Source organism: Lactobacillus sp. ESL1191 (genome assembly GCF_058504435.1).
The window spans coordinates 609774-634160 of the sequence record NZ_CP196365.1; the positions used below are offsets into that span (position 1 = coordinate 609774).

The following is a 24387-nucleotide window of genomic DNA, read 5'->3' on the forward strand; positions in this document are numbered from 1 at the left end:
TTTCTTTTATGTTAGAATTTTTACAAGAAGTATCGACGGGGGGTTAATTTTTGGACAATACAAATCTTTTAGTGGGTCTAGATATAGGTACCACAAGCGTTAAGGCAGTTGTTGCTGACGCCGGTAAAGTGATTGGAGCCGTTGCAATTCCCAACCAAGGAATGAGACACGGAAGCATTATTGACATTGACGAGACAGCCAATGCGATTAGACGTGCTTTAAAAGAAATCGCGAAAAAAATTAATACAAATATTTATCGTGTTGTGACCGGCATTCCAGTCGGGATGTTGCAGCTAGAAACCGCGAGTGACTTAGTTAACGTTGGTGACAATGGTCGAGAGGTCGGTAATGGTGATGTCAAACGCGTTGTTCGCGTTGCCATTAAGTCTGCCGTGAAGAGCGAGCGGGAGCCCATTGCCTTTTTACCCAGTCGTTTTGTTATTGATGGTAAAACTGAAGTTGATGATCCCCGAAAGATGATTGCCCACTCGCTGGCCGTGCAGGGTATCATGCTAACTGCGCCGTCCAGTGCGCTGCATAATATCAAAAAAGCAGTTGAGCGAGCTGGTTACCAAAATAACTTCTTCGTCCCGACCCCGTTAGCTATTGCTAGTGTTGCCCTTACCGAAAGTGAACGTACTTTTGGGTCAATTATTCTTGATTCTGGTGGCGGAGTAACGACTGCTACAGTGGTTCATAACGGACAAATCAAGTATGCCAATATTGACTTTGAAGGCGGTAGGGATATTAGTAATGATATTTCTGCTGTCCTCAGTACCTCTAAAAAGGACGCAGAGCAAATCAAACTTGATTATGGTTATGCGGATCCAAGCCTTGCTTCAACTAAGAATAAATTTGCGGTCAATAGTGTCGGTACGAATGGCCAGCAAATGGTTGACGAGGTGTATTTAAGCAATATCATTAATGCCCGTATTATGCAGGCAGTTGACCGGCTTGATAAGGGGCTAGCAAGTCACGGTGCTTTAAAGCTGCCGGGTGGGATTGTTATTACCGGTGGTAATAGCCTATTGCAAGGTTTTGAGAATATTGTTGCCAATTCATTAGGGGTGAAAGCGCAAATCTATCAACCAGATCAGATTGGAATGCGGAATCCAGTATATTCAGCGTCTTATGGCATTGTCAATTATGCATATAAAATGTCTGACATTGATTTCCTAGTAATTAAGGCAATCTATGGTAGTGAGACCGCTGAAGAAGCGGAATCAGCTAAAAAAATTACCAAGAATTCAAAAAGTCCGGCTACAAGTAATGAAACCAAGGTCAAAGAAGAATATAATAGACATGAGTTGTTAAAGCGAGAACATAACTCGCGCAGTAAAGAGAAAAAAAATCTGCAAAATAAAGATAGAAGCATTAAGAATTTCTTTAAAAAGTTCTTTGATTAAAGGTGGTTAATTAGATGGATTTTACATTCGATTCTGACGATAATAAGAACGCTATCATCAAAGTCATTGGTGTTGGTGGCGCAGGTGGTAATGCCGTTAACCGGATGATCGACGATGGCGTGCAAGGGGTCTCCTTTGTTGCTGCTAATACAGATGTGCAAGCGTTGAATAGCAATAAAGCAGAAACTAAGATACAATTGGGACCCAAATTGACGAGGGGACTTGGTGCTGGCTCACATCCAGAAGTTGGCCAAAAGGCTGCGGAAGAAAGCGAGCAAACGATTGAAGATGCCTTAAAAGGTGCTGACATGATTTTTATCACGGCTGGAATGGGCGGTGGTACGGGAACTGGAGCAGCTCCGACAGTAGCCAAGATTGCGCGCGAAACTGGCGCACTGACAGTTGGCGTGGTTACCCGGCCATTCACTTTTGAAGGGCCTAAACGGTCAAAAAATGCCACTGCGGGAATAGCAGAATTAAAGCAATATGTAGATACGTTGGTGATTATTGCTAATAATCGTTTGCTTGAAATGGTCGATAAGAAGACCCCCATGATGGATGCTTTCAAAGAGGCGGATAACGTTTTGAAACAAGGTGTGCAGGGAATTTCTGACTTGATTACCTCGACTGACTACGTTAACTTGGATTTTGCTGACGTTAAAACGGTAATGGCAAACCAAGGTGCCGCATTAATGGGAATTGGTCGTGCCAGTGGTGAAAACAGGACGATTGAAGCCACTAAACTGGCGATTTCGTCACCATTACTTGAAGTTTCAATTGATGGAGCAAAGCAAGTCCTCCTTAATATTACTGGTGGACCTGACCTGACGCTATTTGAGGCCCAAGATGCTTCGGAAATAGTTTCTAAAGCTGCGGGTGATGACGTCAACATTATCTTTGGTACGTCAATTAATCCTAATCTCGGCGATGAGGTTGTAGTAACCGTTATTGCAACCGGAATTAGTTCAGCGGCTGAAGAAGAAGCTTCCCGCCAGCTTCCGGGTCAGAGCCATCAAGTTAAGGCGAAGCCGCGGACAGCTAATCCAGAAAACACTAGTGACTCAACTTCAGACGATGACCAAGGACTGGCAAGGCCTGCCGCTGCCAAGCACAAGCCAATGGTCGACCCAACCAGTGTTTGGGGCTTGAATAATGATGAAGAGGACCTGGAAGAAAGACGGTCAAAACCAGTTGCCTTTGACCAAAATGACAGTCAAAGCATCTTTGACGATGATGATCAGACTAGTATTTCCCAAATTGAAACCAGTGCTTTAGACGATGATGATACAGAAGATATTCCGTTTTTTAGGCATCGTGGCAAAAAATAATTAGGAGGCAAAAAATGGCTTTTAGTAAAATAGGCAAATTTTTTGGCGTTTCAGATGATAACGAAATGCTTGATAACGAAGAATACTATGATGACCAACAAGTAGAAGAAGAGGAAGTACCTGGTGGCGGGCGTAATAGCGATAAGGTAGTTTCGATTAAGTCTGGGCTTGATAGTAATAAGAGTAGGATTGCTCTTTACGAGCCCCGGGTATATTCGGATGCCAAGGATGTTGCCCAAAACCTATTGAATAATAAAGCGGTGATTATTAACTTCAGTCGTATGGAAGATTCTTCTGCCAGACGGATCGTTGATTTTATTACTGGAACTGTTTATGCATTAAATGGTGAAATCCAGCGGATCGGAGACAAGATATTTTTGGCCACACCACCCAAGTTTGTCACCAATGGCAAAATTAGCGACTTAGTTGACAAGAAAGATAATTTAAGTTGATAGCAAAAACAATATATTACACCCTTGAAATTATGAGTTGGATTATTTGGCTTTATAGTATCGTGATGGTGATTGATGCAATTATGAGTTGGGTTCCTGCTTTACGGGACTCGGCAGTTGGTCGCTTACTTGACCGCTTGATTGATCCTTACTTGAATATTTTTCGCAAAGGACCGATTCAGGCACTGACCGAGTCTACCGGCTTAGATTTTTCATTTTTAATTGGACTATTTTTGCTATATTTTGTCCAAGAGCATGTTCTTGATTGGATTTCCAATATTTTGTTGAGAATTTTTGTGTAATGAGTCAATCAGTTATTTTGAAAATAAAAAAACCAGTTCATCTTGAGCTGGTTTTTAACTTGACAGCCGTTGACGTTTTTCATGCAGTTGATGCTGCTTAGTAAAACAGGGTATTATTTACGCATAAGTAATGTAAGTTTGGGGGTGCAGGCAGGTGGAAATAGAAGGCATTAGTAAGCGGCGCAATTATGCTAAGCAAGCATTATATCAAAATAGTCCTAGTGAACTTAAAATAGTTGATCAAATGGCCACGCTGTTGACTCGGCTTAACGGCCAACAGCAGGCATGCTTGACCGCATTTCTGAATCCAGGCCAGCGAGCCATTTTGCGTTTGTTGGCTGGCGGCGAAGTTGCTATCCATGAATTTGGGGGCTACCCCCAAGCTGAAAAAAAGCGGGTATGGTTGTCTGGTAATGAAAGTAACCCAGCTCTAGCAGACTATCAACTTGCGGTTTGCCAACTTGACTATCCGGTGAAGTTTGCGCAACTGACGCATAGCGCAATTCTCGGTTCATTAGCAAATCTTGGGGTTGAGACGGCTACTTTTGGTGATATTATTACGGACGGAGCAGGACAGTGGCAGTTTTTGGTTAAGGCGGACCTGACCGCTTTCTTCCAGGCGGAGGTCACCCGCGTTGGCAAGACGCAGGTTCGTCTCAGGTCAGTTCCGCTGCAGGCCGTCCTTAAGCCTGTTGATGATAGTATAACGATTAGTATTGTAGTAGCATCACTAAGATTGGACGCGGTGTTAGCTGGACTGAGTAAATCGAGCAGAACGCATATCAAAGCAGCCATTAGTGATAATTTGGTAAAATTAAATTGGCATAGCGTGCAAGATTCTAATATAATAGTAAAGGTAGATGATGTTCTTAGCTTAAGACATTTTGGTCGAAGCCAAATTAGGAACATCAAATCAACTAAAAAGGGTAAATATAAGGTGGTGCTAAAACTTTGGCAAACAAAAAAACACAAGTGAAGCGGCTAACCCCGATCGAAATTCACAAAAAGGAATTTAAAAAACGTGGACTTAGTGGCTACGATCGCCGCGAAGTTGACAGCTTTCTGGATCACATTGTTGATGATTACGGGAGTATTTTAGACGAAAACACTGATTTGAAAAATGAACTGTATCAAATCAAGAGTGAGCTTAACGACTATAAGAAGCAAGCTATCACACTTCAGCAAACTGATCAGACGGTCAAAGATACGATTGCCAAAGCACAGTTAAGGGCCCAGGATATTCTCAATGAAGCTGCTATTCGGGCTAATAACGTGACGGCTCAGGCCAAGGCCGATACTGATTACCAACAACAGCAACTGGAAGGACTAAGAGCCGACTATGATCGTGTTAAGCGTGAAGTTGCCGGATATCGTAATAATCTTAAAGAGATGTTGCAAGAAATCATGGACAATCTGGACGATGAGCGGTGGCAGAAGGCACTGGATAAGTACTTTGGAACCGAGCGGTTCTATCCGTCAGATGGTGGTGAGCCGGTTTTTATGGCTGACGGCGATGCTGATGCTGAAGAAGACAATGATGATAGTGGTATTGAATTTGACAACGACGAGGATAATGAAGTAAACTTTGATGAAGATATCGCTGAGGATGATGAAGGGCCACGACCAATTGACGGAGACAGTCCTAATCTGGAGATGAATAATTTGCAGACCAACGTCTCAGTTACTAATAATTCGGGTCCAACCATTGTTTTCCCAGAGGATTACAAAAATCACAGTTAATAAACTGACAGTAAAACCAGAGAGCGAATTAGCGAACTAGCGTTGGTGGAAGGCTAGTGTAAATGCTTGAAGGTTGATCAGCTGCCAAAGGGTTTATTGCGTTAGTTGCACGATACGCAAGCAATAAGTGGAGCTTAAGAGCTCAATTTAGGTGGTACCACGATGATAAAACTCGCCCTATTTTTAGGACGAGTTTTTTTACAGAAAGGAATAATTAAAATGAGAGTGAAGGATACGCTAAACTTGGGCAAAACCAAGTTTAAGATGCGCGGCAATCTCCCCGTGCGTGAAGCTGAATGGCAAAAAGACTGGCAGGACAATAACTTATATAGCGAGCGGCTTAAGCTGAATGAGGGCAAGCCCCGTTTTGACTTGCATGACGGTCCCCCGTTTGCTAACGGTAATATTCACATGGGACATGCCCTGAACAAGATTTCTAAGGATATTATTGTGCGCTTTAAGAATATGGCGGGCTATTATGCTCCCTTTGTTCCTGGTTGGGATACTCATGGGTTGCCAATTGAACAACAACTCACTAAGCAGGGTGTTGACCGTAAGCAGTTAAGTCGCGCTGAGTACCGGCAATTGTGTGAGAATTTTGCCAGAAAAGAAATCAAGAAGCAGATGGCTGATTTTAAGCGGTTGGGTGTTTCTGCCGATTGGGACCATCCATATATTACTTTGCAGGCAGAGTATGAAGCAGAAGAAATTCGTCTTTTCGGTAAAATGTATCAGCAAGGCTATATTTATAAAGGCAAAAAGCCCGTTTATTGGTCACCTTCAAGTGAGTCGACTCTGGCCGAGGCCGAGGTTGAATACCACGATGTTAAGTCGCCCTCGATTTATATTGCCTTTCCCGTAAAAAATGGTAAGGGGCTGTTGGATCCTAAAAATACTTATTTTTTGATTTGGACCACTACACCTTGGACCATTCCGGCCAACCAAGGCATTACCGTTAATCCAGCTTTTGATTATTCGCTTGTTCAAGTGGGCGATAAGCGCTACGTGGTTGGAACTGATCGCTTGGCAGTGGTTGCGCAAGCGCTAGATTGGCAGAACTACCAAGTGGTTCAGCACTTCAAGGGGAGCGATCTGGACCGGCTGGTGGCCAAGCATCCGCTCTACGACCAAGATGCGCTGCTGATGAATGCACGTCACGTCACTGCTAGTGATGGTACTGGTCTCGTCCATACTGCGTCAGGCTTTGGTGAAGACGACTATAATGTAGCACAAAAATATGGCCTACCAGTTTTTAGTCCGTTGGACAATAAGGGGTGTTTTACTGAAGAGGTTCCTGATCCTGACCTAGTGGGGATGTTCTATGATGATGCCAATAAAGTAGTCAGTGAAAAACTAAAAAAATCAGGTAACCTGCTCAAATTGAGTTTCTTCACGCACTCATACCCGCATGATTGGCGCACCAAGAAGCCGGTAATTTATCGTGCCACTACTCAGTGGTTTGCTTCGATTGCCAAATGTCGTCAGCAGATTCTTGATCAAATTGACCAAGTCGACTATTCGCCGTCCTGGGGTAAGGTTCGTTTGCATAACATGATTAAGGATCGTGGCGACTGGGTAATTTCCCGTCAGCGGGCCTGGGGCGTCCCACTACCAATTTTTTATGCCGAAGATGGAACACCAATTGTAACTCCGGAAACAATTGAGCACATTGCGCAAATTTTTGCCAAGGAAGGTTCCAATGCTTGGTATAAGCGTACCGTTCAGGAATTGTTACCAGCGGGCTTCACTTCCGCACATTCACCAAACGGTCATTTTACCAAGGAAACTGATATTTTGGATGTTTGGTTTGACTCTGGCTCCTCTCACCAAGCCGTCATGGCCAAAAGACCTGACCTGCGCTTCCCGGCTGATTTGTATCTTGAGGGTAGCGACCAGTATCGCGGCTGGTTTAATTCAAGTTTGATTACCGCTGTTACTACTACGGGTAAAGCACCATATCGAGGCATTCTATCTCAAGGCTTTGTGTTGGATGATAAAGGGCACAAGATGTCTAAGTCGTTGGGCAATGTGATTGCACCTGACGATATTATCAAGCAAATGGGAGCCGAGATTATTCGTCTGTGGGTAGCTTCAGTTGATGCGACTGCTGATGTTGCAGTTTCTAGTGATATTCTTAGCCAAACTGCAGAAAGTTACCGTAAAATCAGAAATACTTTCCGCTATATGCTTGCCAATACCAGTGATTTTGATCCGACTGCAGATCGGGTCGCTTATGAAGAGCTGAATTCAATTGACCAATACATTGAAGTACGCTTAAATGACCTTGTTAAGCAGTGCCTTGAAAGTTATGAAAAATATGACTTTAATGCGGTTTACAAGAGTGTTTTTGCCTTTATTGCCAATGACCTCTCCGCTTTTTATCTGGACTTTGCTAAAGATGTCCTGTACATTGAAGGTAAGAAGAGCCATACCAGGCGATCAATGCAGACGGTTATCTATGATGCAACAATCAAAATTGCGAAAGTATTAACGCCCATCCTGCCCCACACCATGGAAGAAATTTGGTCCTTCTTACCAGAAGCGGACAAGTACATTCAACTGACCAACATACCAGCAGTGCTTGAATATGACAACCGGCAACAATTACTTGCTGATTGGCAACAATTCTTGAATTTACGAGATGATGTTTTAAAAGTATTGGAAGCAGCGCGGGAGCAAAAATTAATTGGAAAATCCTTTGAAGCGGCGCTAACAATTTATCCGACTCAAGCAATAAAAGCAGTCTTAGATGATTTGAAGTCCAATTTCCGCCAGATTCTGATTGTTTCCAAGTTGACCATCGAAGAAGGCAAAGCACCTGCTAATGCAGTTCAGCTAGCAAATGGAGCATTTGTGGTTGAACACGCTCCAGGAGAAGTTTGTCCGCGGTGCCGGATGATTAGGACTGACCTTGGAGAAGATCAGGACTTGCCAATGCTCTGTGGTCGTTGTGCAAAAATTGTTAAAGACAACTATCCTGAAGTAGTACAAGAAGGTTTAGAAGAATAATGCGTCTAGGTACAGTGAAGCAGTTTGACCAAAATAGTAGTTTTGGCTTTATTGAAGATGAACAGAATCATAAGTCGTACTTTGTTTTTTACACGGCAATTAAGGAAGAGGGCTACCGCCGACTGCGCGTTGGCCAGCAGGTCAAGTATCAGCTTGCCCAAGGTAAAAAAGGACTGCAATGTGTTAATGTATATTTAGCTGATTTACAGGAAAGTGAGTAAATGGATTTAACAGAAACTGAAATTTCCTCAAAGCAAATTTTTTCGGGTCGAATTGTTGACCTGTCGGTTAAAACAATTAAGTTGCCCAATGGTGAGACTGCTAATCGTGAAGTGGTCAGGCATCAACCGGCTGCAGCTGCCATTGCGGTCAATGATCAGCAAGAAATGCTTTTGGTTGAGCAATGGCGGGAACCAATCAAGGAAGTAACCTTAGAAATTCCAGCTGGGTTGATCGATGCGACTGATGCAAGTCCCTTGGATGCGATGAAACGTGAATTAAATGAGGAAGGCGGCTACCATGCCGACTACTGGGAAAAGATCACCGAGTTTTATTCTTCCCCGGGCTTTACTGATGAAAAGTTGCACTTATTTTATTGTGATACCTTAACCAGGCTAACCGAAAAAAGGCCCCTCGATACTGATGAATTTTTGACCAGCCACTGGTATGATTTAGAAGAGCTGAAGAAGTTATTCGCACAAGGAAGAATTGTTGATGCCAAAACTTTGTACGCAATGAGCGTGTGGGAAAACATGCTTTTAACCGGTGCGGACGCAGAGGAATAACATGACTGAAAAACGATCTGATTACCGCAAGAAAATTAAACACAAGAAGAGCAAGACCTTTTTTACCACTATCAAATCGGCTTTTGACAGTGGTGCTGAAGACGTTGATGTCAATCCTGAGTTTACCCGTAGCACTGTAGATAAGCAGCAGGTGGACGATTATGAAACACAGGTCGACCAGGACCGCTTGCGGTCTACTGCTGAGCAGACGCAGGTGGAAGAGGACAAGGGGCGCAAGCTTAAGCAAAAGCTGAACCGGGCTATCTTGCTAGTTTTGGTGCTATTGATTCTAGTATTAATCGCGTTATTTCACTTATAAAAACTAAGCGGGTGTAAAAATGAAGATAGCAATTATTGTCCCCATGGCAATTGAAGCAGAGTATTATCATAAATATTTTCACTCCGGTAACAAGGAAATGTTCGGATCGACGATGTTCGAGCATTTTTGCGTTCGGGGCAATGATATTTATCTTGGTTTGAGCGGAATCGGCAAAGTCCAAGCAGCTATGAACCTGACCTCCATACTAGCACAAGTCAATCTTGACCTGGTCTTGATGACGGGAACGGCGGGATCGCTGCAAGCAGGTGTCCATCAGGGCGATTTGATTGTGGCTAAGTCCTTTGCTTACCACGATGCCCATAACACATTGGCAGGGGACTATGTCGAGGGACAGCTTCCGGGTGAACCTGCTTCTTTTGACCTAGACTCACCAGCGCGCACTCAGTTAACTCATTTTCTTGAAGTACAGGGGGTCAAGTATCAAGAGGGGCTGATTGTAACTGGTGATTCCTTTATTGGCTCTGACCAGCAAAAGCAGGCAATTAAACAGAATTTTCCCCAAGCATTGGGAGTAGAAATGGAGGGGGCAGCCTTTGCCCAGGTTGCGGCCCACTTTAAAAAACCACTAATTGCCTTGCGGGCAATTTCTGATAATGGTGATGATGGAGCTAATGAGGATTTTGACCGCTTTGCCCAAAAAGTTGGTGCGCAGGCGGCCAAGTTGATCTGCGCATACATAGAAAAGATGAGTTAGAATCATGGCAGAAGTGTACTTAGATAATGCCGCAACAACACCACTGGCGCCTGCAGTGATTGATGTTATTACCGAGGAGATGAAAAAAACTTTTGGTAATGCCTCGAGTACTTATGAACTGGGACGTAAGGCCCGGCGCGTAATTGACCAAGCGCGGGGGCAGGTTGCGGCTGCGATTAATGCCAAAGAAAATGAAATTATTTTCACATCAGGGGGATCTGAAAGCAATAATACTGCAATTTTTGGTACCGCCCAGGCCAGACGAGCAGAAGGCAGGCGAATTATTACCACTAAGATTGAACATCCCTCGGTCTTAGAGCCAATGAAACAGCTTGAACGTGCTGGTTATGACGTAATCTATCTTGATGTCGATGACCATGGTCGAATCGCCTTATCCGACCTCAAACAGGCGTTGACGCCAGCAACTATCCTGGTTTCGATCATGGCAGTCAACAACGAAGTGGGGACGATTAATCCGTTGGCTGAAATTGGTGCACTCGTGGCCGACAGTAATGCCTACTTCCATGTTGATGCTGTTCAAGCTCTGGGTAACCTTGACTTGGATGTGGCCAAAATGAGGATTGACTTGTTATCCGCTTCGGCCCATAAAATTAATGGCCCTAAATTTTTAGGCTTTTTGTATGAGCATCACGGAGTTAAGCTGCCACCTTTAGTATTAGGCGGCGAGCAAGAGACTAAGCGCCGCGCAGGTACTGAAAATGTGCCTGGCATTGCTGGTTTTGGTGAAGCTATTAGTGAGAGTGCGGCGCTTGACAAGCAAAAACTCCAGGCAAAGTATCAGGGTTTTCAAAAGTTGATATTGGATAAGTTGACGGCTGGCAAGATTGATTTCGAAATTAACGGTGGAACTGGTACACACGATTCTCATCACCTGTTAAATCTGCACCTTGTCGGTGTGTCTACGACCCTGTTGCAGGCTAATCTAGACCTAGCCGGTTTTGCGGTTTCGGGTGGATCAGCCTGCACAGCCGGATCTCTGGAGCCGTCCCATGTTCTATTGGCTTGTTTTGGGAAAGATTCGCTGCGAATTAATGAGTCAATCCGGATTTCTTTTGGTCGTTTTACGACGGCAGAAGAAGTTAGTGCCTTTGCCCAACAATTAGTCAAAATAGCGGGGAAAATACAGCAAAAGGGAAAATAGTTGCTTTTTTAGGCAAAAGCACTTATTATTTGTAAGCGAGGAAGAACAAATGGCAAATACAGTTGTAATTAATGGAGATAAGCGCAAGTTTACCCTTAGTCCAGATTTGAAACTTTATGCGTTGATTGATGCAGGCTTTGTTAAGACTGTCAAGGGCAACTACAATTATGAACATCCGCTTTATAATGACTCGCCCTACAATGCGTCAACCAAGCTTAAAGTGACTATTGACAAGGATATGACCCGCTTAACCATGGTTGTTACCGACCGGAATGGTCTAAAAAAAGTAAACATTTTTAAGAATCAGGAATTAGCGCCGACCGTTGAATTGTTAGACTATGTGCTCAAAGATTTAGCGGAGCGTAAAATTCTGGTTGCGGTAAAGGATTGATCAAAATTGGCAGAGCAGAAGACCAGAGTAGTTATTGGGATGAGTGGGGGCGTTGATTCCTCAGTGGCCGCACTCTTGCTCAAACAGCAGGGCTATGATGTGATTGGTGTCTTCATGAAAAATTGGGATGATACTGATGACGCAGGAGTTTGCACCGCGACCGAAGATTATGAAGACGTCAAACGGGTTGCTGACCAGATTGGCATTCCCTACTATTCAATCAACTTTGAAAAAGAATATTGGCACCGAGTGTTTGAATATTTCTTAAACGAATATAAAAAGGGACGAACACCTAATCCAGACGTGATGTGTAATAGCCAGATTAAGTTCAAGTCCTTTTTAGAGTTTGCGCTGAATCTTGATGCGGATTACATTGCAATGGGGCACTATGCCAAGACGGTAACCGATGAGCAAGGGCTTAGTCACATGATGCGTCCTAAAGATGGTAACAAGGATCAGACCTACTTTTTGAGCCAGCTGAGTCAAGAACAGATTAGCCGGGTGATTTTTCCGTTGGCCAATCTGACCAAGCCGCAAGTGCGTGAAATTGCTATTAAACATGGCCTGATTACGGCCAAGAAAAAAGATTCGACGGGCATTTGTTTTATTGGTGAGCGCAATTTTCGTAAGTTTCTGAGTGAATTTTTGCCTGCTCAGTCGGGCCAGATGATTACCCCAGACGGGCAAGTAGTTGGCCAGCATGCTGGCCTCATGTACTACACCATCGGACAGCGATCGGGTCTGGGTCTGGGCTCAACTAAAGAATCCACAGCACCATGGTTTGTTGTTGGTAAGAACTTGAAAAAGAATGAACTGATTGTTGAGCAGGGTTATGATAGTGACTTGCTGTATGCTACAGAGCTAGAAGCTAGCGACATGTCCTTTTTTACCGGTCAGCCGCAAAGTGATTTTAAAATGCACTGTAGTGCCAAGTTTCGTTACCGTCAACCCGATGTTGGTGTGACGGTGCATTACCATGCTAAAAGTAACACGGCAACGGTTTACTTCGACGAGCCGGCTAGGGCCGTGACCCCAGGCCAGGCTCTGGTATTATACCGGGGTGAAGAGTGTCTTGGGGGTGGCAACATTGATAGTGCTGCTCAGAATGAGCGACAGCTACAGCTAGTCTAATTAACATTAAAAAGGAGTAGGTCTTTTCGACCTACTCCTTTTTTGCTGAGCAATACGGTTAGTTTAAGTGCCACTTAAGCAAGTTTTTCCTTTTGGCAGGATTAAATGATAAACTAGAAAGGAAATAATGGAAAAGGGCCAATTAATTAATGCAGATTTATTTTGTTAGACATGGTAAAACTGAATGGAACTTGGAACAGCGCTTCCAAGGTGCTCATGGTGACTCACCGCTTTTGCCGCAGAGTTGGGCAGATATCACTAAACTAGGCGGCTACTTAGCAAGGACAGAGTTCACGGCAATCTACACCAGTCCCTTAAGGCGCGCCTTTGACACGGCCCAGGGCTTAAAAGTAAGTCTGGGGACGCAGCTCCCCATTATTGCCGCAGCTAGCTTGCGTGAGTTTGATTTGGGCAGGATGGAAGGTCTCACGTTCGATGAAGCTTGTGTTGAATATCCCCAACAGGTGCATGACCTGTGGCAGGCGCCGGATGAGTATGATGGTCAGGCCATTGGCGGTGAGGACTACTCCGAAGTAATAGCGCGCGGTTGTAAGTTTGGCCGTGCAGTGGCCCAGCGCTACCCTGGCACTGAAGATAAGGTTTTAGCAGTCAGCCATGGAGCGGCGCTTAGTGCCATCATGGGCGGCTTGCTGGCTTATCCACTTAAGGATATCAGGTGTAATGGTGGCCTCAGCAACACCAGTTTGACGATTCTGGAAACAAATGACCAAGGTGCAAGTTTTCGGTTAGTGGTCTGGAATGAGACAAGTTTTTTGGACCGAAAAATGGAAGGAACGGATTCGCTATGAGTAATGAACAAAAAATGAAGCAAAACGCAGCTCAGGTGCACCGGTTGATTACAGAAATCGATGCGGATCCCCATAACACGGAGAACTATTTGAGATTGGCCACGCTTTTGGTGGAAGCGGGGAGTTTTGACCAGGCTAGGCAGCTTTTGGAAAAGGCCCAAACTCTAGTTAAAAATCCTCAAGCCTTGGACTATGATTTGGCGGTTTGTTACTACCTGCAGGGTGAATTTACTAAATCCTTGCAGCTGCTGGAACAGATCCCCAATGATGATCTGGTTCTTTACCAGAAGGCGCTAGTTTTTTTGAAAATTGGTCAGGCGCAGAAGGCCCTAGCTTACGCTCTGACCATTAAGAAAAGTGATGAACGGGTTAACGAGCTGCTGGGAGATATCTGGCTGGCCCTGGGGTCAGACCAAGCAGCAAAAGCCAGTTTTGAAGATATTGCACCGGCCCAAAGAACCGCTAAGGTCAATTTCAGGTTAGGAATTGCGACCCTTGCCAGTGACCGTGACCAGGCTGAGAAATACCTGCACCGGGCGCAAAGACAGGATCCCCAATACTTTGAACAGGCCCAAAAGCAGTATGCCGCAATTTTGAAAATGATTAATCATACGGGTAAGGATAATGGTTGAGTTCACAGGACGGATTAATAGAGTTGTATTTGAGAACGACCAAGACTTATACAAAATTGTCGATGTAACAATTATTGGGACATTGGCTGACTATGATCGTGAAGAAATTAAAGTTACCGGTAGCTTTGGTGATCTTCAGGTTGGTGGCACCTATAATTTTACCGGCCAGTTGGTTGAGCATAATAAGTTTGGTCTACAGTTTCGCTGTGACAGCTACAAGCAGGCTTTGCCGCATGAAAAGGGGAATTTAACAAAATATCTCAGTTCTAAGGAGTTTCCGGGAATTGGCCCCAAAGCTGCGGACAGTATTATTGCTGCATTAGGTGTTGATGCACTAACTATTTTGAAGGAAAATCCGTCCAAAGTGGCGACCCTGCCGCTGACTAAGAAACAGAAGGACAGCCTACTCAATGGCGTCAATTCGATGGATTCATACTCAGAGATTGTTTTACGACTGGCTCAGTTCGGTTTGAATAGAAAAGTGGCGGGCCGATTGTACCAACTGTACCGCGGTGAAACCTTAGCTGAATTACAAAAAGATCCTTATACTGCAATTGCCGATGTGACCGGCTACGCCTTTAAAAGTGCCGACCAAATTGGCACCAAATTGGGTTTTGCAGCTGCTGATCCGCGCCGTATCAATGGGGCAATCTTCCAGGTCTTACTGGATGAATTGATGCAGGCCGGCAATACTTTTATTAAATTGGCACAATTATTGACGGAGGCCGGAAAACTGCTCCAAATTAACGAGTTTGATCCGATTGCTAACTGTGTTAACCAGCTCCAGCATGATGGTAAAGTTGTGGTTGAAGGAGAAAATGCGGCTCTACAGAACATTTTTCAAACCGAAACTGACATTGCCTTGACGATGAAGAACCTGGTCAAGCGGCAGGCAGAGACCAGTTATAGTGACCAAGATATCCAGGCGGCTATTAGCAAGGCAGAAAAACAGTTGCAGATTGAGTATGATGATACCCAAAAGGTAGCAATTAAAAATGCCCTGACTAACCCTATCTCGATTTTGACGGGTGGTCCAGGTACTGGTAAAACCACCATTATCAATGGTATCTTGTTGGCGCTACGCGACCTGGAAAAGCTTCCCGCAGCAGCCTTATACAGCTCAGCCCCACCATTTTTACTAGCTGCACCAACTGGTCGAGCAGCCAAAAGAATGGAAGAAATCACCGGCATCACAGCCAAGACCATTCATCGTCTATTGGGTCTAGGTCTGGGTGAAAGTGATTTTACTGAGCTGAATGAACTAAATGGAGAAATTTTGATCATTGATGAAATGTCGATGGTCGATATGGTTTTGTTCAAGCAATTGGTAGCCAGTATCAATGAAACTAACCACATCGTCTTTGTCGGTGACAAGGACCAATTACCCTCGGTTGGTCCCGGCAACGTCTTCAGTGACCTAATTACGGCTCAAGTATTCCCAACTACCGTACTCAGGCAAATTCACCGCCAAGGTGAGGATTCCAGTATTATCACCCTGGCTCATAGTATCAATGAGGGACAGGATCAAAGTGTTCTGTTCAAAAAAACGAAGAATTATTCTTTCATTTCGTGTCCGCCGCGTGAAGTTGATCATGTAGTTAGCCAAATTATTGAGCGGGCGCTCAAACGCGGCTTTGACCAGGATGATGTTCAGGTATTAGGGGCGATGTACCAAGGTGAGGGCGGTGTGACCAATTTAAATAATATTATTCAAGAGATTATGAATCCACCTAAGCCCAACAGTAAATTCCTTGAGGTTCACGATGAAATTTTTCGAATTGGCGACCGGGTATTGCAGTTGCAGAACAATCCCGAAAAAGATATCTATAACGGCCAAATTGGAAAGATTTTGGCCATTGATGAAAAAGCTTCTAAGCGGTGTCTAACTGCTGACTTTGACGGACGTGAAATCATCTTTAGCAAGAAAGACTTGTTTGACTTGACGCGGGCCTATGCAATTACCATTCATAAGGCACAGGGCTCCGAATTTCCGCTAGTAATTCTTAGTTTAACGATGCAAAATTACGTCATGCTCAAACGCAATTTGCTCTATACTGCCGTTACCCGCGCAGCTAACAACCTGGTTTTAGTTGGGGATCCCCGGGCTTACACGATGGCTTTGAATACTTCTGGTAATGATCGGCAAACGGGCCTGAGTGCTAAGTTACAAAAAGAACTAGGTGGGATTGAGCCAAATGATGATCGAGTTAAGGATGCTAAAATTGTTCAAGCAGAAACGGAAATCAAGCCAGCTGCGCAAGCGCATGTCCTCACTGCTGAAATGATCTATGCGGGCGAGATTGACCCGATGATTGGGATGCAAAATATTAAACTGTAGTAGGAGGAGTTATGACTAAAGAAATAACCGCGGAGCTAGTAGGAAAAGCATTGAATCAGTGGATGACCGCCAATACGCACGTGCTTGAACTTGCACCGGATACCCTGGAAGTGGTAACGTTTGCTAGGGATGCATTGGGCGAAACAGTTTACTGCTTCGTCGAAGCTCGGGCAGACTGCTATGAAGTTAGCGATGATGGACATTGTCTATTTAAGCTGGACCCAAGCGCTAGTGATAAAGATTTATATCAGCTAGCGGCAGGGCTGGCAAGAGACGCTGGTTTTCAATTAAATACGGCTAACGGAGTGCTTTCAGCAATGACTGAGGCAGCGGACCTGATGCCCAAAATCATGGACCTGGCCCAACTACAAGTGGTAATTTCATTTTTAGAGATTGAATAAAATAAATTTACTAAATTGGTAAATTTATGCTCCTGTTACCAAATACATATGTTATACTATAAAATATTTTAGAAGGAAAGAGGAAAAATCTTATGAAATTGAAGAAAAATATTATTGTTCTCGCAGTTGCCGGAGCAACTGCACTATCACCTGTTATTACTGAATCAGCCATGGTATTGGCGGATACTCAAACTGCACCAACTGCTAACCAAAATGGTCAAGCAGCTAACACCGGTCAAACTGGTCAGGATGCTGCTAAACCAGCAACCGATCCAGCTAAGACACCAGAAGCGCCAGTAGTTCAACCAATTAATGAACCAATTGACCCAGGCTTTAATGGTCCCAAAGAAACAACTAAGGGTGTAATTAAAAAGACTAAGAAGTCTTGGTCAAAGCGCCATAAGAAGGCTAATAATTACTTCAACAAGACAGTAAAGAAGTCTTGGGGACTCTCTTTTGAGAAACAATTGAAGTTGGATAAGAAGGCTTTGAAGCACTTTAAGGGATACAAAGCAAAGTATGCTAAGCGTTATCGTACATACCTTAATGCGCAAATTAAGAGTTTGAAGAAGAAGATTAAAGATGCTGAAGCTACTGCTAAGCAACCTGCAACCCCTGTAGCTGACCCAAGTAAGCCAGCAGATTCTGCTAAGCCTGCAACTGATCCAAGCAAGCCAGCAGATCCTGCTAAGCCTGCAACTAATCCAAGTCAGCCAACAACGCCAACCCAACCTACAACTCCTGCAAAGCAATAATCAGGAATAGTAAAAATAACTTTTTACGAGAAATTGTAATAGTTATTTAAAAAGGAAGACTCCGGTCTTCTTTTTTGTATAGCTTTATTTTTCAGGTTAAACTACCAGAAAGATGATGATTTTTAAAATATTAGTGGGGCAATTTTGAAATATGCTAGTAAATGATCTGAAAACGTACCAATTATTAAAGATAAGCTGGTGGGACTCTATTTGCATGGGTCACTAGTTTTAGGTGGGTACAATGCGCAAGTAAGCGATATTGATTTTAATGTAGTCATAAAGAGACCTTTGACCAATCATGAAAAACTTAGGTTACTTGAGGCATATTTATCCAATTGGCAACCAGCAAAGGGCTTAGAATTTCGCGTGATGCTGCAAAAAGAAAGCAAAAATCATCGCCAGCCACCCTTATTTGACTTGCATTATTCAAAGCTGCACTTAGCAGAATATCAAAAATCGCCGTCGGCTTTTATCAAAAAAATGCAGGGTGGCGATCCTGACCTGATCGCCCAGTTGGCAGTTATTAGGGCTAAGGGAAAAGTACTTTTAGTCTCCCCAATTAAGACTGTTTTTGCTCCTGTTTCCAGAGAGCTCTATTGGCAGGGGATTAGCTTGGGACGTTAGAGCTGCAACTAGTGAGATTAGAGTGCAACTAAACTATACTATATTTAAATTTGTGTCGTGCATTGTCATTCAAGGAGGAAGGGGTAATTCTATCTAAAAAAGCTGGTGGTCAGTGGGCTCGGGAATACCTTCCAGCAGAATTTAAGCCACTGATTGACTTGGCTGAACAGGCCTAAAGTGGACAGCAGGTTGCGAGTTGGCCAAGTAATAGTAAGCAATTTGCCAATTACATGTTGCAACGAATGAATATCAAGCCGTAAATAAAACCCGTTCAAGTGTATGAACGGGTTTTATTTGTGATTAATTTAGTGCAAAAGATTAAACTGGTCTACCACAAATTCAATATTGAATTTGGCCCGCTTAATTTCTTCGCCATCGACTTGGCCAAATTCTTTTTTGCTAGTTTTTACTTTAATATGCTTTGCTTCGACATAATGAAATTCTGGACAAGCAACGTGGGAACCATCCTTGAGGAGCTTGATAAAAAGCTTAATTAAACTTTTAATTGTATATTTTTCAACAATCACTGTATTAATTTTATGGCTATCGATGCGTGCGGGTGGTAGCAGGGCAATGCCACCTCCCAAGTACGGATGATTAGTGGTGGTAACTAAAAAGGCATTATGATAATATCTTTTCTTGCCATCACATTCAAGTTCAACGGCAAAGGTATCTTGCTTGCGCAGACAGGTTAAGATATGGGAACCGTAGATTAGGTTTCCCTCATTTATTCTGTTGAGCATCTTCTTTAATGTTGAAATATTACTGAGGTGGTTGACATAGGCATCAAAGCCAATTCCAAAACTATTAGCAAAAAAATAAGTTTTGGAATTAAGGTCCGGAAGCCTAAAAGCGCCGCAATCAATTGAACTGGGCTTCAAGTTGGTCTTGAGGTGGTCAAGCAGGACTTGCGGATTGCTAGTCAGGCGAGCGGCCCGACCAAAGTCATTACCCGTTCCAGCTGGCAGGTAGGCGCATGGTGTCTCTGGTTTATTTGATCGTTTGATACCGTTTAAAACCTCATTGAGTGAGCCGTCACCCCCGATTACTAGTAAAACTTCATTTTTGTGGTGTTCTTGGTTGCAGTAGTTTTCAGCCAAGATAATGGCTTCCCCAGGGTAGGTGCTCTTTTGAAGATCAAAATCAATATTTTCATTTACCAAAAGCAGTACAGTTTGTTCTAAAATTTTTTTAGCCCGACCGTTACCGGCTGTTTCATTGACTAAAAGGTGGATGGTTAAATTGTTACTCATTTTGTTTACAATACTCACAGAAAAAGCCCGGCTGGGGCTTTATTTATTTCTTTTCGACTAACATCGGTAAAACCATTGGTCGCCGTTTAGTTTTTGAATACAAGAAATCGGATAGGTTTTCGGCGATGGCTTTGCGGATAACGCTGTCTTTGGGGTTATCTGTCTTGTCCATCTCAGTTTTTAAAATGTGGTAGATGTGCTTTTGCGCTTGGCTAATCAGCTCAGTCGATTCACGCATATAGACAAAGCCGCGACTCAAGACATCGGGACCAGCTAAAACGCGTTTATGCTTGTAGTCAACAGTTGCGACAATTACGACTAGACCATCTTCTGAAAGGACTTGCCGATCGTGGACCACTACGTTACCGACATCAGCGGTACCAGAAGTATCAACGTAGACATCGTCAACTGGAATATGACCCGCAATGCGTGATCCCTCGGGGCCAAAGCAAATTACTTCACCGTTTTCTAAGACAAAAGTGTGGTCGGCAGGGACGCCAGCGGCTTGAGCCAGTTGAGTATGAATGACCTGCATCCGGTACTCACCATGGACTGGAATCATGTATTGCGGCTTAGTCAGTCTAACCATCATTTTTAGTTCTTCTTGACCACCATGTCCAGAGGTATGGACGTTATTGACCCGACCATGGATTACATTTGCTCCACCTTCCATCAACTTGTTGATGACATGGTTAACACTCAAGGTGTTGCCTGGAATCGGATTAGATGAAAAAATCACGGTATCATCTGGTTGTAGGCTAATTTGCCGGTGGGTTCCACTTGCAATGCGCGAGAGCGCAGCCAACGGTTCGCCCTGAGATCCAGTACATAAAATCATTACCTGATTGGCTGGAGTGTGGTTGATCTCGTTGGCGTCAACAATCAGACCTTCGGGTACGTTGAGATAGCCCAGGTCAATCCCATTTTGCACCCCATTTTCCATGCTCCGGCCAAAGATTGCCACCTTTCTGCCGGTGTCAATTGCCGCCTGAATGGCTGTTGATACCCGGTATAGGTTAGAGGCAAAAGTGGCAAAGATGATGCGGCCATGAATACCAGTAATAATGTCATGGAGAGACTTGGCAACGAAGCGTTCGGACTTAGTGAACTGTGCGACTTCCGCATTAGTTGAATCCGATAAAAGCGCTAAGACGCCCTCTTCACCTAATTTAGCAATTCGCTGAAAGTCAGGTGCCGGCTGGTTCATAACTGGTGTCAGGTCAAACTTAAAATCGCCCGTGAAGACTACCGCACCAAGTGGGGTGTGAACCGCAATACCTAATGTATCTGGAATTGAGTGGGTAGTTCTGAAGAAGGAAACCGTCAGTTTTTTAAACTTAAGGACCGTGTCTTCGTGTTCTTCATGTAATTCAGTAGTCCGTAAAATGCCATGTTCATCAAGTTTTCCTTTAATGAGCGCAAGGGCATATGGGGTCGCATAAACTGGAATTTCTGGAATCTTTTCAAGTAAGAAGGGAATGCCGCCGATATGGTCTTCGTGCCCGTGACTAACAACTAAAGCCTTGATTTTTTGGCGATTTTTGACCAGGTAGGAATAATCCGAAATGACATAATTGATGCCAAGCAGTTCATCTTCCGGAAATTTAATCCCGCAGTCCATAATAATAATTTCATCTTGGTACTGAACACAGTACATGTTGCGGCCGATTTCATGCAACCCCCCGATTGCAACAACGGCAACTTCATTATTTTTAATACGCACTTATTTTGCTTCTTTACTAGTAAAAGACGTCAATTTAAAATCGGCGTGGTCTTGTTCATATTTTAGGGAATTTCCAGCTAATTCTTGGATGAGTTCGATATTGTAGGGGGTGTTCTGTTCAACCAAGGTTCTAGCGGTAACAATACTTTCGGCCTCTATGTAGAGAGTTTGAGTTGTCTCTCGGCGAGGATTGACAATTCTGTCTTTTTGATACAAAACTTTGTAGATCATATTTGTATTCTCCTTATTCAGTTATAAAAACGTTCTTTTTTGATCGCCGCAGGCGTCCAACAGTTAAAAATAATTCTACCATAATTGTTATTTCAAGTATAGAAACAAGTCAGCTAGTCCGACGAAAAAAAGCCGACCCTAAGGTGGCTAATTGGGGGGAGTTAATAGATAACCACGGCATCTTCATCCAGCTTGAATGGATCTTGCTGGTTAATTCGATCATAGAAGAGGTGGCCGCGCAAGTGCTCGATTTCGTGTGAAGCTACAATTGCAGGATAATCTTTCAAACGAATGGTTTTTTCGACACCGTCGATTGTGTAGTAGTGGATTTTTAACTTATCCGGACGCATAACATAACCATCGATCACCTTGTCAACACTCAGGCAGCCTTCGCCCTCGCTCAGGCAAGCTTGACGCACCGACTCGGATAAGATTTCTGGATTAACAAAGGTGTCTTGAAAGACAATTTCACCTTCATTGTTAGGCACCAAAAGAGCTGCCATTTGCACGCTTTCGCCGACTTGCGGAGCAGCTAGGCCCACACCAGCTCGTAGTTGGTGTTTTTTAGCGATTTCAGGGTCTTGGGAGTTAATCAGGTACTCCATCATCTCAGTCGCCAGTTTTTGGTAGTGGTCGCTCAGTGGAAAGGACAGCGGCTGGGCCACTTTGCGCAGGACGGGATTGCCGTCGCGCGTAATATCTTTCATTAAAATCAATTACATTCACTCTTTCATTAAAAATTGTTCTCTTTATTTTAACCATAAGTTGGTAAATTGTCTGCTATTTATTCCATTAACTAAATTTTTAATTTGAAGCAAGGATAACCATTGACCCGTATGTGGTTATGGTGGTAAAATCAATGAGCGTAAATATACAGATAAGATACACTTCGATTAGCATGTTTTACATGCCGCCGAAACTGTGACAGCGTCACAGTTTTTTTATTGAGGAGTGGAGGAGGAAAACTTTTGTCAGAAAAAAGAAGAGACGATATTAGGAATATAGCTATCATAGCGCACGTTGACCATGGTAAAACGACCTTGGTTAACCAATTATTGAAGCAATCTGACACTTTGCCTGAACACATGTCAATCGAAGACCGGGCAATGGACTCAAATGACATTGAGCGTGAGCGTGGTATTACTATTTTATCCAAGAATACGGCGGTGAAGTATGGCGATACGACCATCAACATTTTGGATACCCCTGGACATGCCGACTTCGGTGGTGAGGTTGAACGAATCATGCACATGGTTGATGGGGCGCTCTTGCTGGTTGATGCCTATGAAGGTACGATGCCGCAAACTCGTTTCGTCTTGAAAAAGGCGCTAGAGGCCGGTGTTAAACCAATTGTGGTGATTAATAAGATTGACCGTCCGGGTGCCCGTCCTAAGGAAGTCCTTGACGAAGTGCTGGAGTTATTCATTGAGCTTGGTGCCAATGATGAACAACTCGACTTTCCAGTAGTTTATACTTCTGCTTTGAATGGAACTTCTTCTTACGATGCAGATCCAAGCAAGCAAACAGAAACGATGGATCCAATTTTTGACACAATCATTAAAGCAATTCCGGCGCCAATTGATAACGTTGACGAACCGCTCCAATTCCAAATTACCATGCTCGATTGGGATGACTATGTTGGTCGTATCGGAGTTGGACGTGTATACCGCGGCCAGGTTAAAGTTGGTGACAACATTACGGTGATGAAGCGTGATGGTTCTTCGCAAAACTTCCGGGTGACCAAGCTCTTTGGGTTCTTTGGCTTGAAGCGTAATGAGATTACTGAAGCTAAGGCCGGTGATATTATTGCAATTAGCGGAATTAACGATATTTTTGTTGGTGAAACGATCGCCTCGGCTGAAGCTCCAGAAGCATTGCCATTTTTAAAGATTGATCCACCAACCTTGCAAATGGACTTTGCGGCTAATGACTCACCTTTTGCGGGACGTGAGGGAGATAAGGTAACACCTAAGAAACTGGAAGACCGGCTGATTAGACAGACCAGAACCGATGTTTCTTTGAAAGTTGAAGCGACTGATCAGTTGAATTCATGGACAGTTTCTGGGCGTGGGGAACTCCACTTATCGATTCTAGTTGAAGAGTTACGCCGTGAAGGCTTTGAAATGCAATTATCGCGGCCTAAGGTTATCTATCGTGAAATTGATGGTCAAATGTGTGAACCGTATGAAGCGGTTCAGGTTGATACTCCTGATGAGTATGTTGGTTCTGTAATCGATGCACTGTCGCAACGTAAGGGTGAGATGAAGAACATGGCGTCAACGGGTAATAACCAAACACGGTTGGACTTCCTCGTACCATCTCGTGGCTTAATTGGTTACAATAATGAGTTTATGTCCCAAACGGGTGGTTACGGCATTATGAACCACAGCTTCGACTCATACAAGCCGGTGGTTAAGAACTGGGAGCCAGGTCGTCAAAACGGGGCTTTAGTTGCGATTAGCCAGGGTAAGTCAACTACTTACTCACTGCAGACAGTTGAGCAACGCGGCGAGCTGTTTATTGGGGCAGGTGTTGAAGTGTACGAGGGCATGATTGTTGGTCAGTCTTCTCGTGACCGAGACATCGCCGTAAACGTGATTAAAGGGAAGAACCTGACTAACACGCGGGCAGCTGGTAAGGACCACGCCGCCGCAATTAGGACCCCCAAGACTTTGACTTTAGAAGAAGCAATTGAGTTCTTAAATGATGATGAATTTTGTGAAGTAACTCCTGAGTCTGTTCGCTTGCGCAAGAAGATTTTGAATACTTCAGAACGGCAAAAAGCTGACAAAAAACGTAACCGGCAATAAGTAATATAATTAAAAATGGCACTCACTGATGAAGTGAGGCCTTTTTTGTTTTATAATAAGTAATATGTATA

The 24387-nt window shown here is 43.8% G+C and carries 26 protein-coding genes; 22 read left to right on the top strand and 4 right to left on the bottom strand.

Going from position 1 to position 24387, the window contains the following annotated elements; all coding sequences use genetic code 11:
- The first annotated feature begins 50 nt into the window (after positions 1 to 50).
- The 21 genes from ftsA to ACSYSN_RS03365 all read left to right on the top strand — a co-directional run bounded on the left by ftsA (position 51) and on the right by ACSYSN_RS03365 (position 18475).
- The gene (gene ftsA, locus ACSYSN_RS03265) at positions 51 to 1406 is read left to right on the top strand and encodes a cell division protein FtsA (protein WP_491712737.1); all 1356 of its coding nucleotides are present in this window, start codon (positions 51 to 53) and stop codon (positions 1404 to 1406) included.
- Positions 1407 to 1420: 14 nt separating this feature from the next.
- Complete coding sequence (ftsZ, locus tag ACSYSN_RS03270) at positions 1421 to 2734, top strand: cell division protein FtsZ (RefSeq protein WP_491712738.1); 1314 nt, start codon at positions 1421 to 1423, stop codon at positions 2732 to 2734.
- A 14-nt stretch (positions 2735 to 2748) separates the two neighbouring features.
- Positions 2749 to 3186: a cell division protein SepF gene (locus tag ACSYSN_RS03275; protein WP_491712739.1), complete on the top strand. Its 438-nt coding sequence runs from the start codon at positions 2749 to 2751 to the stop codon at positions 3184 to 3186.
- A 32-nt stretch (positions 3187 to 3218) separates the two neighbouring features.
- Positions 3219 to 3488, top strand: a complete 270-nt coding sequence (locus tag ACSYSN_RS03280) for a YggT family protein (protein WP_491712890.1) — start codon at positions 3219 to 3221, stop codon at positions 3486 to 3488.
- Positions 3489 to 3642: 154 nt separating this feature from the next.
- Positions 3643 to 4464, top strand: a complete 822-nt coding sequence (locus ACSYSN_RS03285; protein WP_491712740.1) for a YlmH family RNA-binding protein — start codon at positions 3643 to 3645, stop codon at positions 4462 to 4464.
- A complete protein-coding gene (locus tag ACSYSN_RS03290) occupies positions 4440 to 5228 on the top strand; it encodes a DivIVA domain-containing protein (protein WP_491712741.1) in 789 nt (262 codons plus the stop codon). The genes ACSYSN_RS03285 and ACSYSN_RS03290 overlap by 25 nt, the downstream gene beginning before the upstream one ends.
- A gap of 219 nt (positions 5229 to 5447) precedes the next feature.
- Positions 5448 to 8237, top strand: a complete 2790-nt coding sequence (gene ileS / locus ACSYSN_RS03295; RefSeq protein WP_491712742.1) for an isoleucine--tRNA ligase — start codon at positions 5448 to 5450, stop codon at positions 8235 to 8237.
- Complete coding sequence (locus tag ACSYSN_RS03300) at positions 8237 to 8458, top strand: cold-shock protein (protein WP_491712743.1); 222 nt, start codon at positions 8237 to 8239, stop codon at positions 8456 to 8458. Before ileS ends, ACSYSN_RS03300 begins: the two co-directional genes overlap by 1 nt.
- Positions 8459 to 9022, top strand: a complete 564-nt coding sequence (locus ACSYSN_RS03305; protein ID WP_491712744.1) for an NUDIX hydrolase — start codon at positions 8459 to 8461, stop codon at positions 9020 to 9022. It abuts the gene before it with no gap.
- A 1-nt stretch (position 9023) separates the two neighbouring features.
- Positions 9024 to 9341: a hypothetical protein gene (locus ACSYSN_RS03310; RefSeq protein ID WP_491712745.1), complete on the top strand. Its 318-nt coding sequence runs from the start codon at positions 9024 to 9026 to the stop codon at positions 9339 to 9341.
- Between the two features lie 19 nt (positions 9342 to 9360).
- Positions 9361 to 10056, top strand: a complete 696-nt coding sequence (locus ACSYSN_RS03315; protein ID WP_491712746.1) for a 5'-methylthioadenosine/adenosylhomocysteine nucleosidase — start codon at positions 9361 to 9363, stop codon at positions 10054 to 10056.
- Between the two features lie 4 nt (positions 10057 to 10060).
- A complete protein-coding gene (locus tag ACSYSN_RS03320; protein WP_491712747.1) occupies positions 10061 to 11218 on the top strand; it encodes a cysteine desulfurase family protein in 1158 nt (385 codons plus the stop codon).
- Between the two features lie 49 nt (positions 11219 to 11267).
- Positions 11268 to 11609, top strand: coding sequence for a DUF1831 domain-containing protein (locus tag ACSYSN_RS03325; protein WP_491712748.1), 342 nt, complete (start codon positions 11268 to 11270; stop codon positions 11607 to 11609).
- Positions 11610 to 11648: 39 nt separating this feature from the next.
- Positions 11649 to 12740 (top strand): tRNA 2-thiouridine(34) synthase MnmA, encoded by a 1092-nt coding sequence (gene mnmA, locus ACSYSN_RS03330; RefSeq protein WP_491712891.1) that lies wholly within the window; start codon positions 11649 to 11651, stop codon positions 12738 to 12740.
- A 149-nt stretch (positions 12741 to 12889) separates the two neighbouring features.
- Positions 12890 to 13549 carry a histidine phosphatase family protein gene (locus ACSYSN_RS03335; RefSeq protein ID WP_491712749.1) on the top strand — a complete coding sequence of 220 codons (660 nt, stop codon included), beginning with the start codon at positions 12890 to 12892 and terminating at the stop codon, positions 13547 to 13549.
- Entirely contained in the window at positions 13546 to 14181 is a 636-nt protein-coding gene (locus tag ACSYSN_RS03340) for a tetratricopeptide repeat protein (RefSeq protein ID WP_491712750.1), read from the top strand. The genes ACSYSN_RS03335 and ACSYSN_RS03340 overlap by 4 nt, the downstream gene beginning before the upstream one ends.
- Positions 14174 to 16519, top strand: coding sequence for an SF1B family DNA helicase RecD2 (gene recD2 / locus ACSYSN_RS03345; RefSeq protein WP_491712751.1), 2346 nt, complete (start codon positions 14174 to 14176; stop codon positions 16517 to 16519). The genes ACSYSN_RS03340 and recD2 overlap by 8 nt, the downstream gene beginning before the upstream one ends.
- Positions 16520 to 16530: 11 nt before the next feature.
- Positions 16531 to 16920: a DUF1828 domain-containing protein gene (locus tag ACSYSN_RS03350; protein ID WP_491712752.1), complete on the top strand. Its 390-nt coding sequence runs from the start codon at positions 16531 to 16533 to the stop codon at positions 16918 to 16920.
- Between the two features lie 92 nt (positions 16921 to 17012).
- Positions 17013 to 17675 (top strand): hypothetical protein, encoded by a 663-nt coding sequence (locus tag ACSYSN_RS03355; protein ID WP_491712753.1) that lies wholly within the window; start codon positions 17013 to 17015, stop codon positions 17673 to 17675.
- Positions 17676 to 17873: 198 nt separating this feature from the next.
- On the top strand, positions 17874 to 18299 hold the full coding sequence (locus tag ACSYSN_RS03360; RefSeq protein ID WP_491712754.1) for a nucleotidyltransferase domain-containing protein: 426 nt from the start codon (positions 17874 to 17876) through the stop codon (positions 18297 to 18299).
- A gap of 50 nt (positions 18300 to 18349) precedes the next feature.
- Positions 18350 to 18475, top strand: a complete 126-nt coding sequence (locus ACSYSN_RS03365; RefSeq protein ID WP_491712755.1) for an aminoglycoside adenylyltransferase domain-containing protein — start codon at positions 18350 to 18352, stop codon at positions 18473 to 18475.
- 129 nt (positions 18476 to 18604) lie between these two features.
- On the opposite strand, the gene ACSYSN_RS03370 is transcribed toward ACSYSN_RS03365, so the two are convergent.
- The 4 genes from ACSYSN_RS03370 to def form a co-directional block, all read right to left on the bottom strand.
- Positions 18605 to 19552, bottom strand: coding sequence for a diacylglycerol/lipid kinase family protein (locus ACSYSN_RS03370; RefSeq protein ID WP_491712756.1), 948 nt, complete (start codon positions 19550 to 19552; stop codon positions 18605 to 18607).
- Between the two features lie 43 nt (positions 19553 to 19595).
- Entirely contained in the window at positions 19596 to 21275 is a 1680-nt protein-coding gene (gene rnjA / locus ACSYSN_RS03375; RefSeq protein WP_491712757.1) for a ribonuclease J1, read from the bottom strand.
- Positions 21276 to 21506 carry a DNA-dependent RNA polymerase subunit epsilon gene (locus ACSYSN_RS03380; RefSeq protein WP_317638123.1) on the bottom strand — a complete coding sequence of 77 codons (231 nt, stop codon included), beginning with the start codon at positions 21504 to 21506 and terminating at the stop codon, positions 21276 to 21278. It abuts the gene before it with no gap.
- Between the two features lie 161 nt (positions 21507 to 21667).
- Positions 21668 to 22222, bottom strand: a complete 555-nt coding sequence (gene def, locus ACSYSN_RS03385; protein ID WP_317638124.1) for a peptide deformylase — start codon at positions 22220 to 22222, stop codon at positions 21668 to 21670.
- A gap of 252 nt (positions 22223 to 22474) precedes the next feature.
- On the opposite strand from def, the gene typA reads away from it, so the two are divergent.
- The gene (gene typA / locus ACSYSN_RS03390; protein ID WP_491712758.1) at positions 22475 to 24316 is read left to right on the top strand and encodes a translational GTPase TypA; all 1842 of its coding nucleotides are present in this window, start codon (positions 22475 to 22477) and stop codon (positions 24314 to 24316) included.
- Positions 24317 to 24387: the final 71 nt, after the last annotated feature.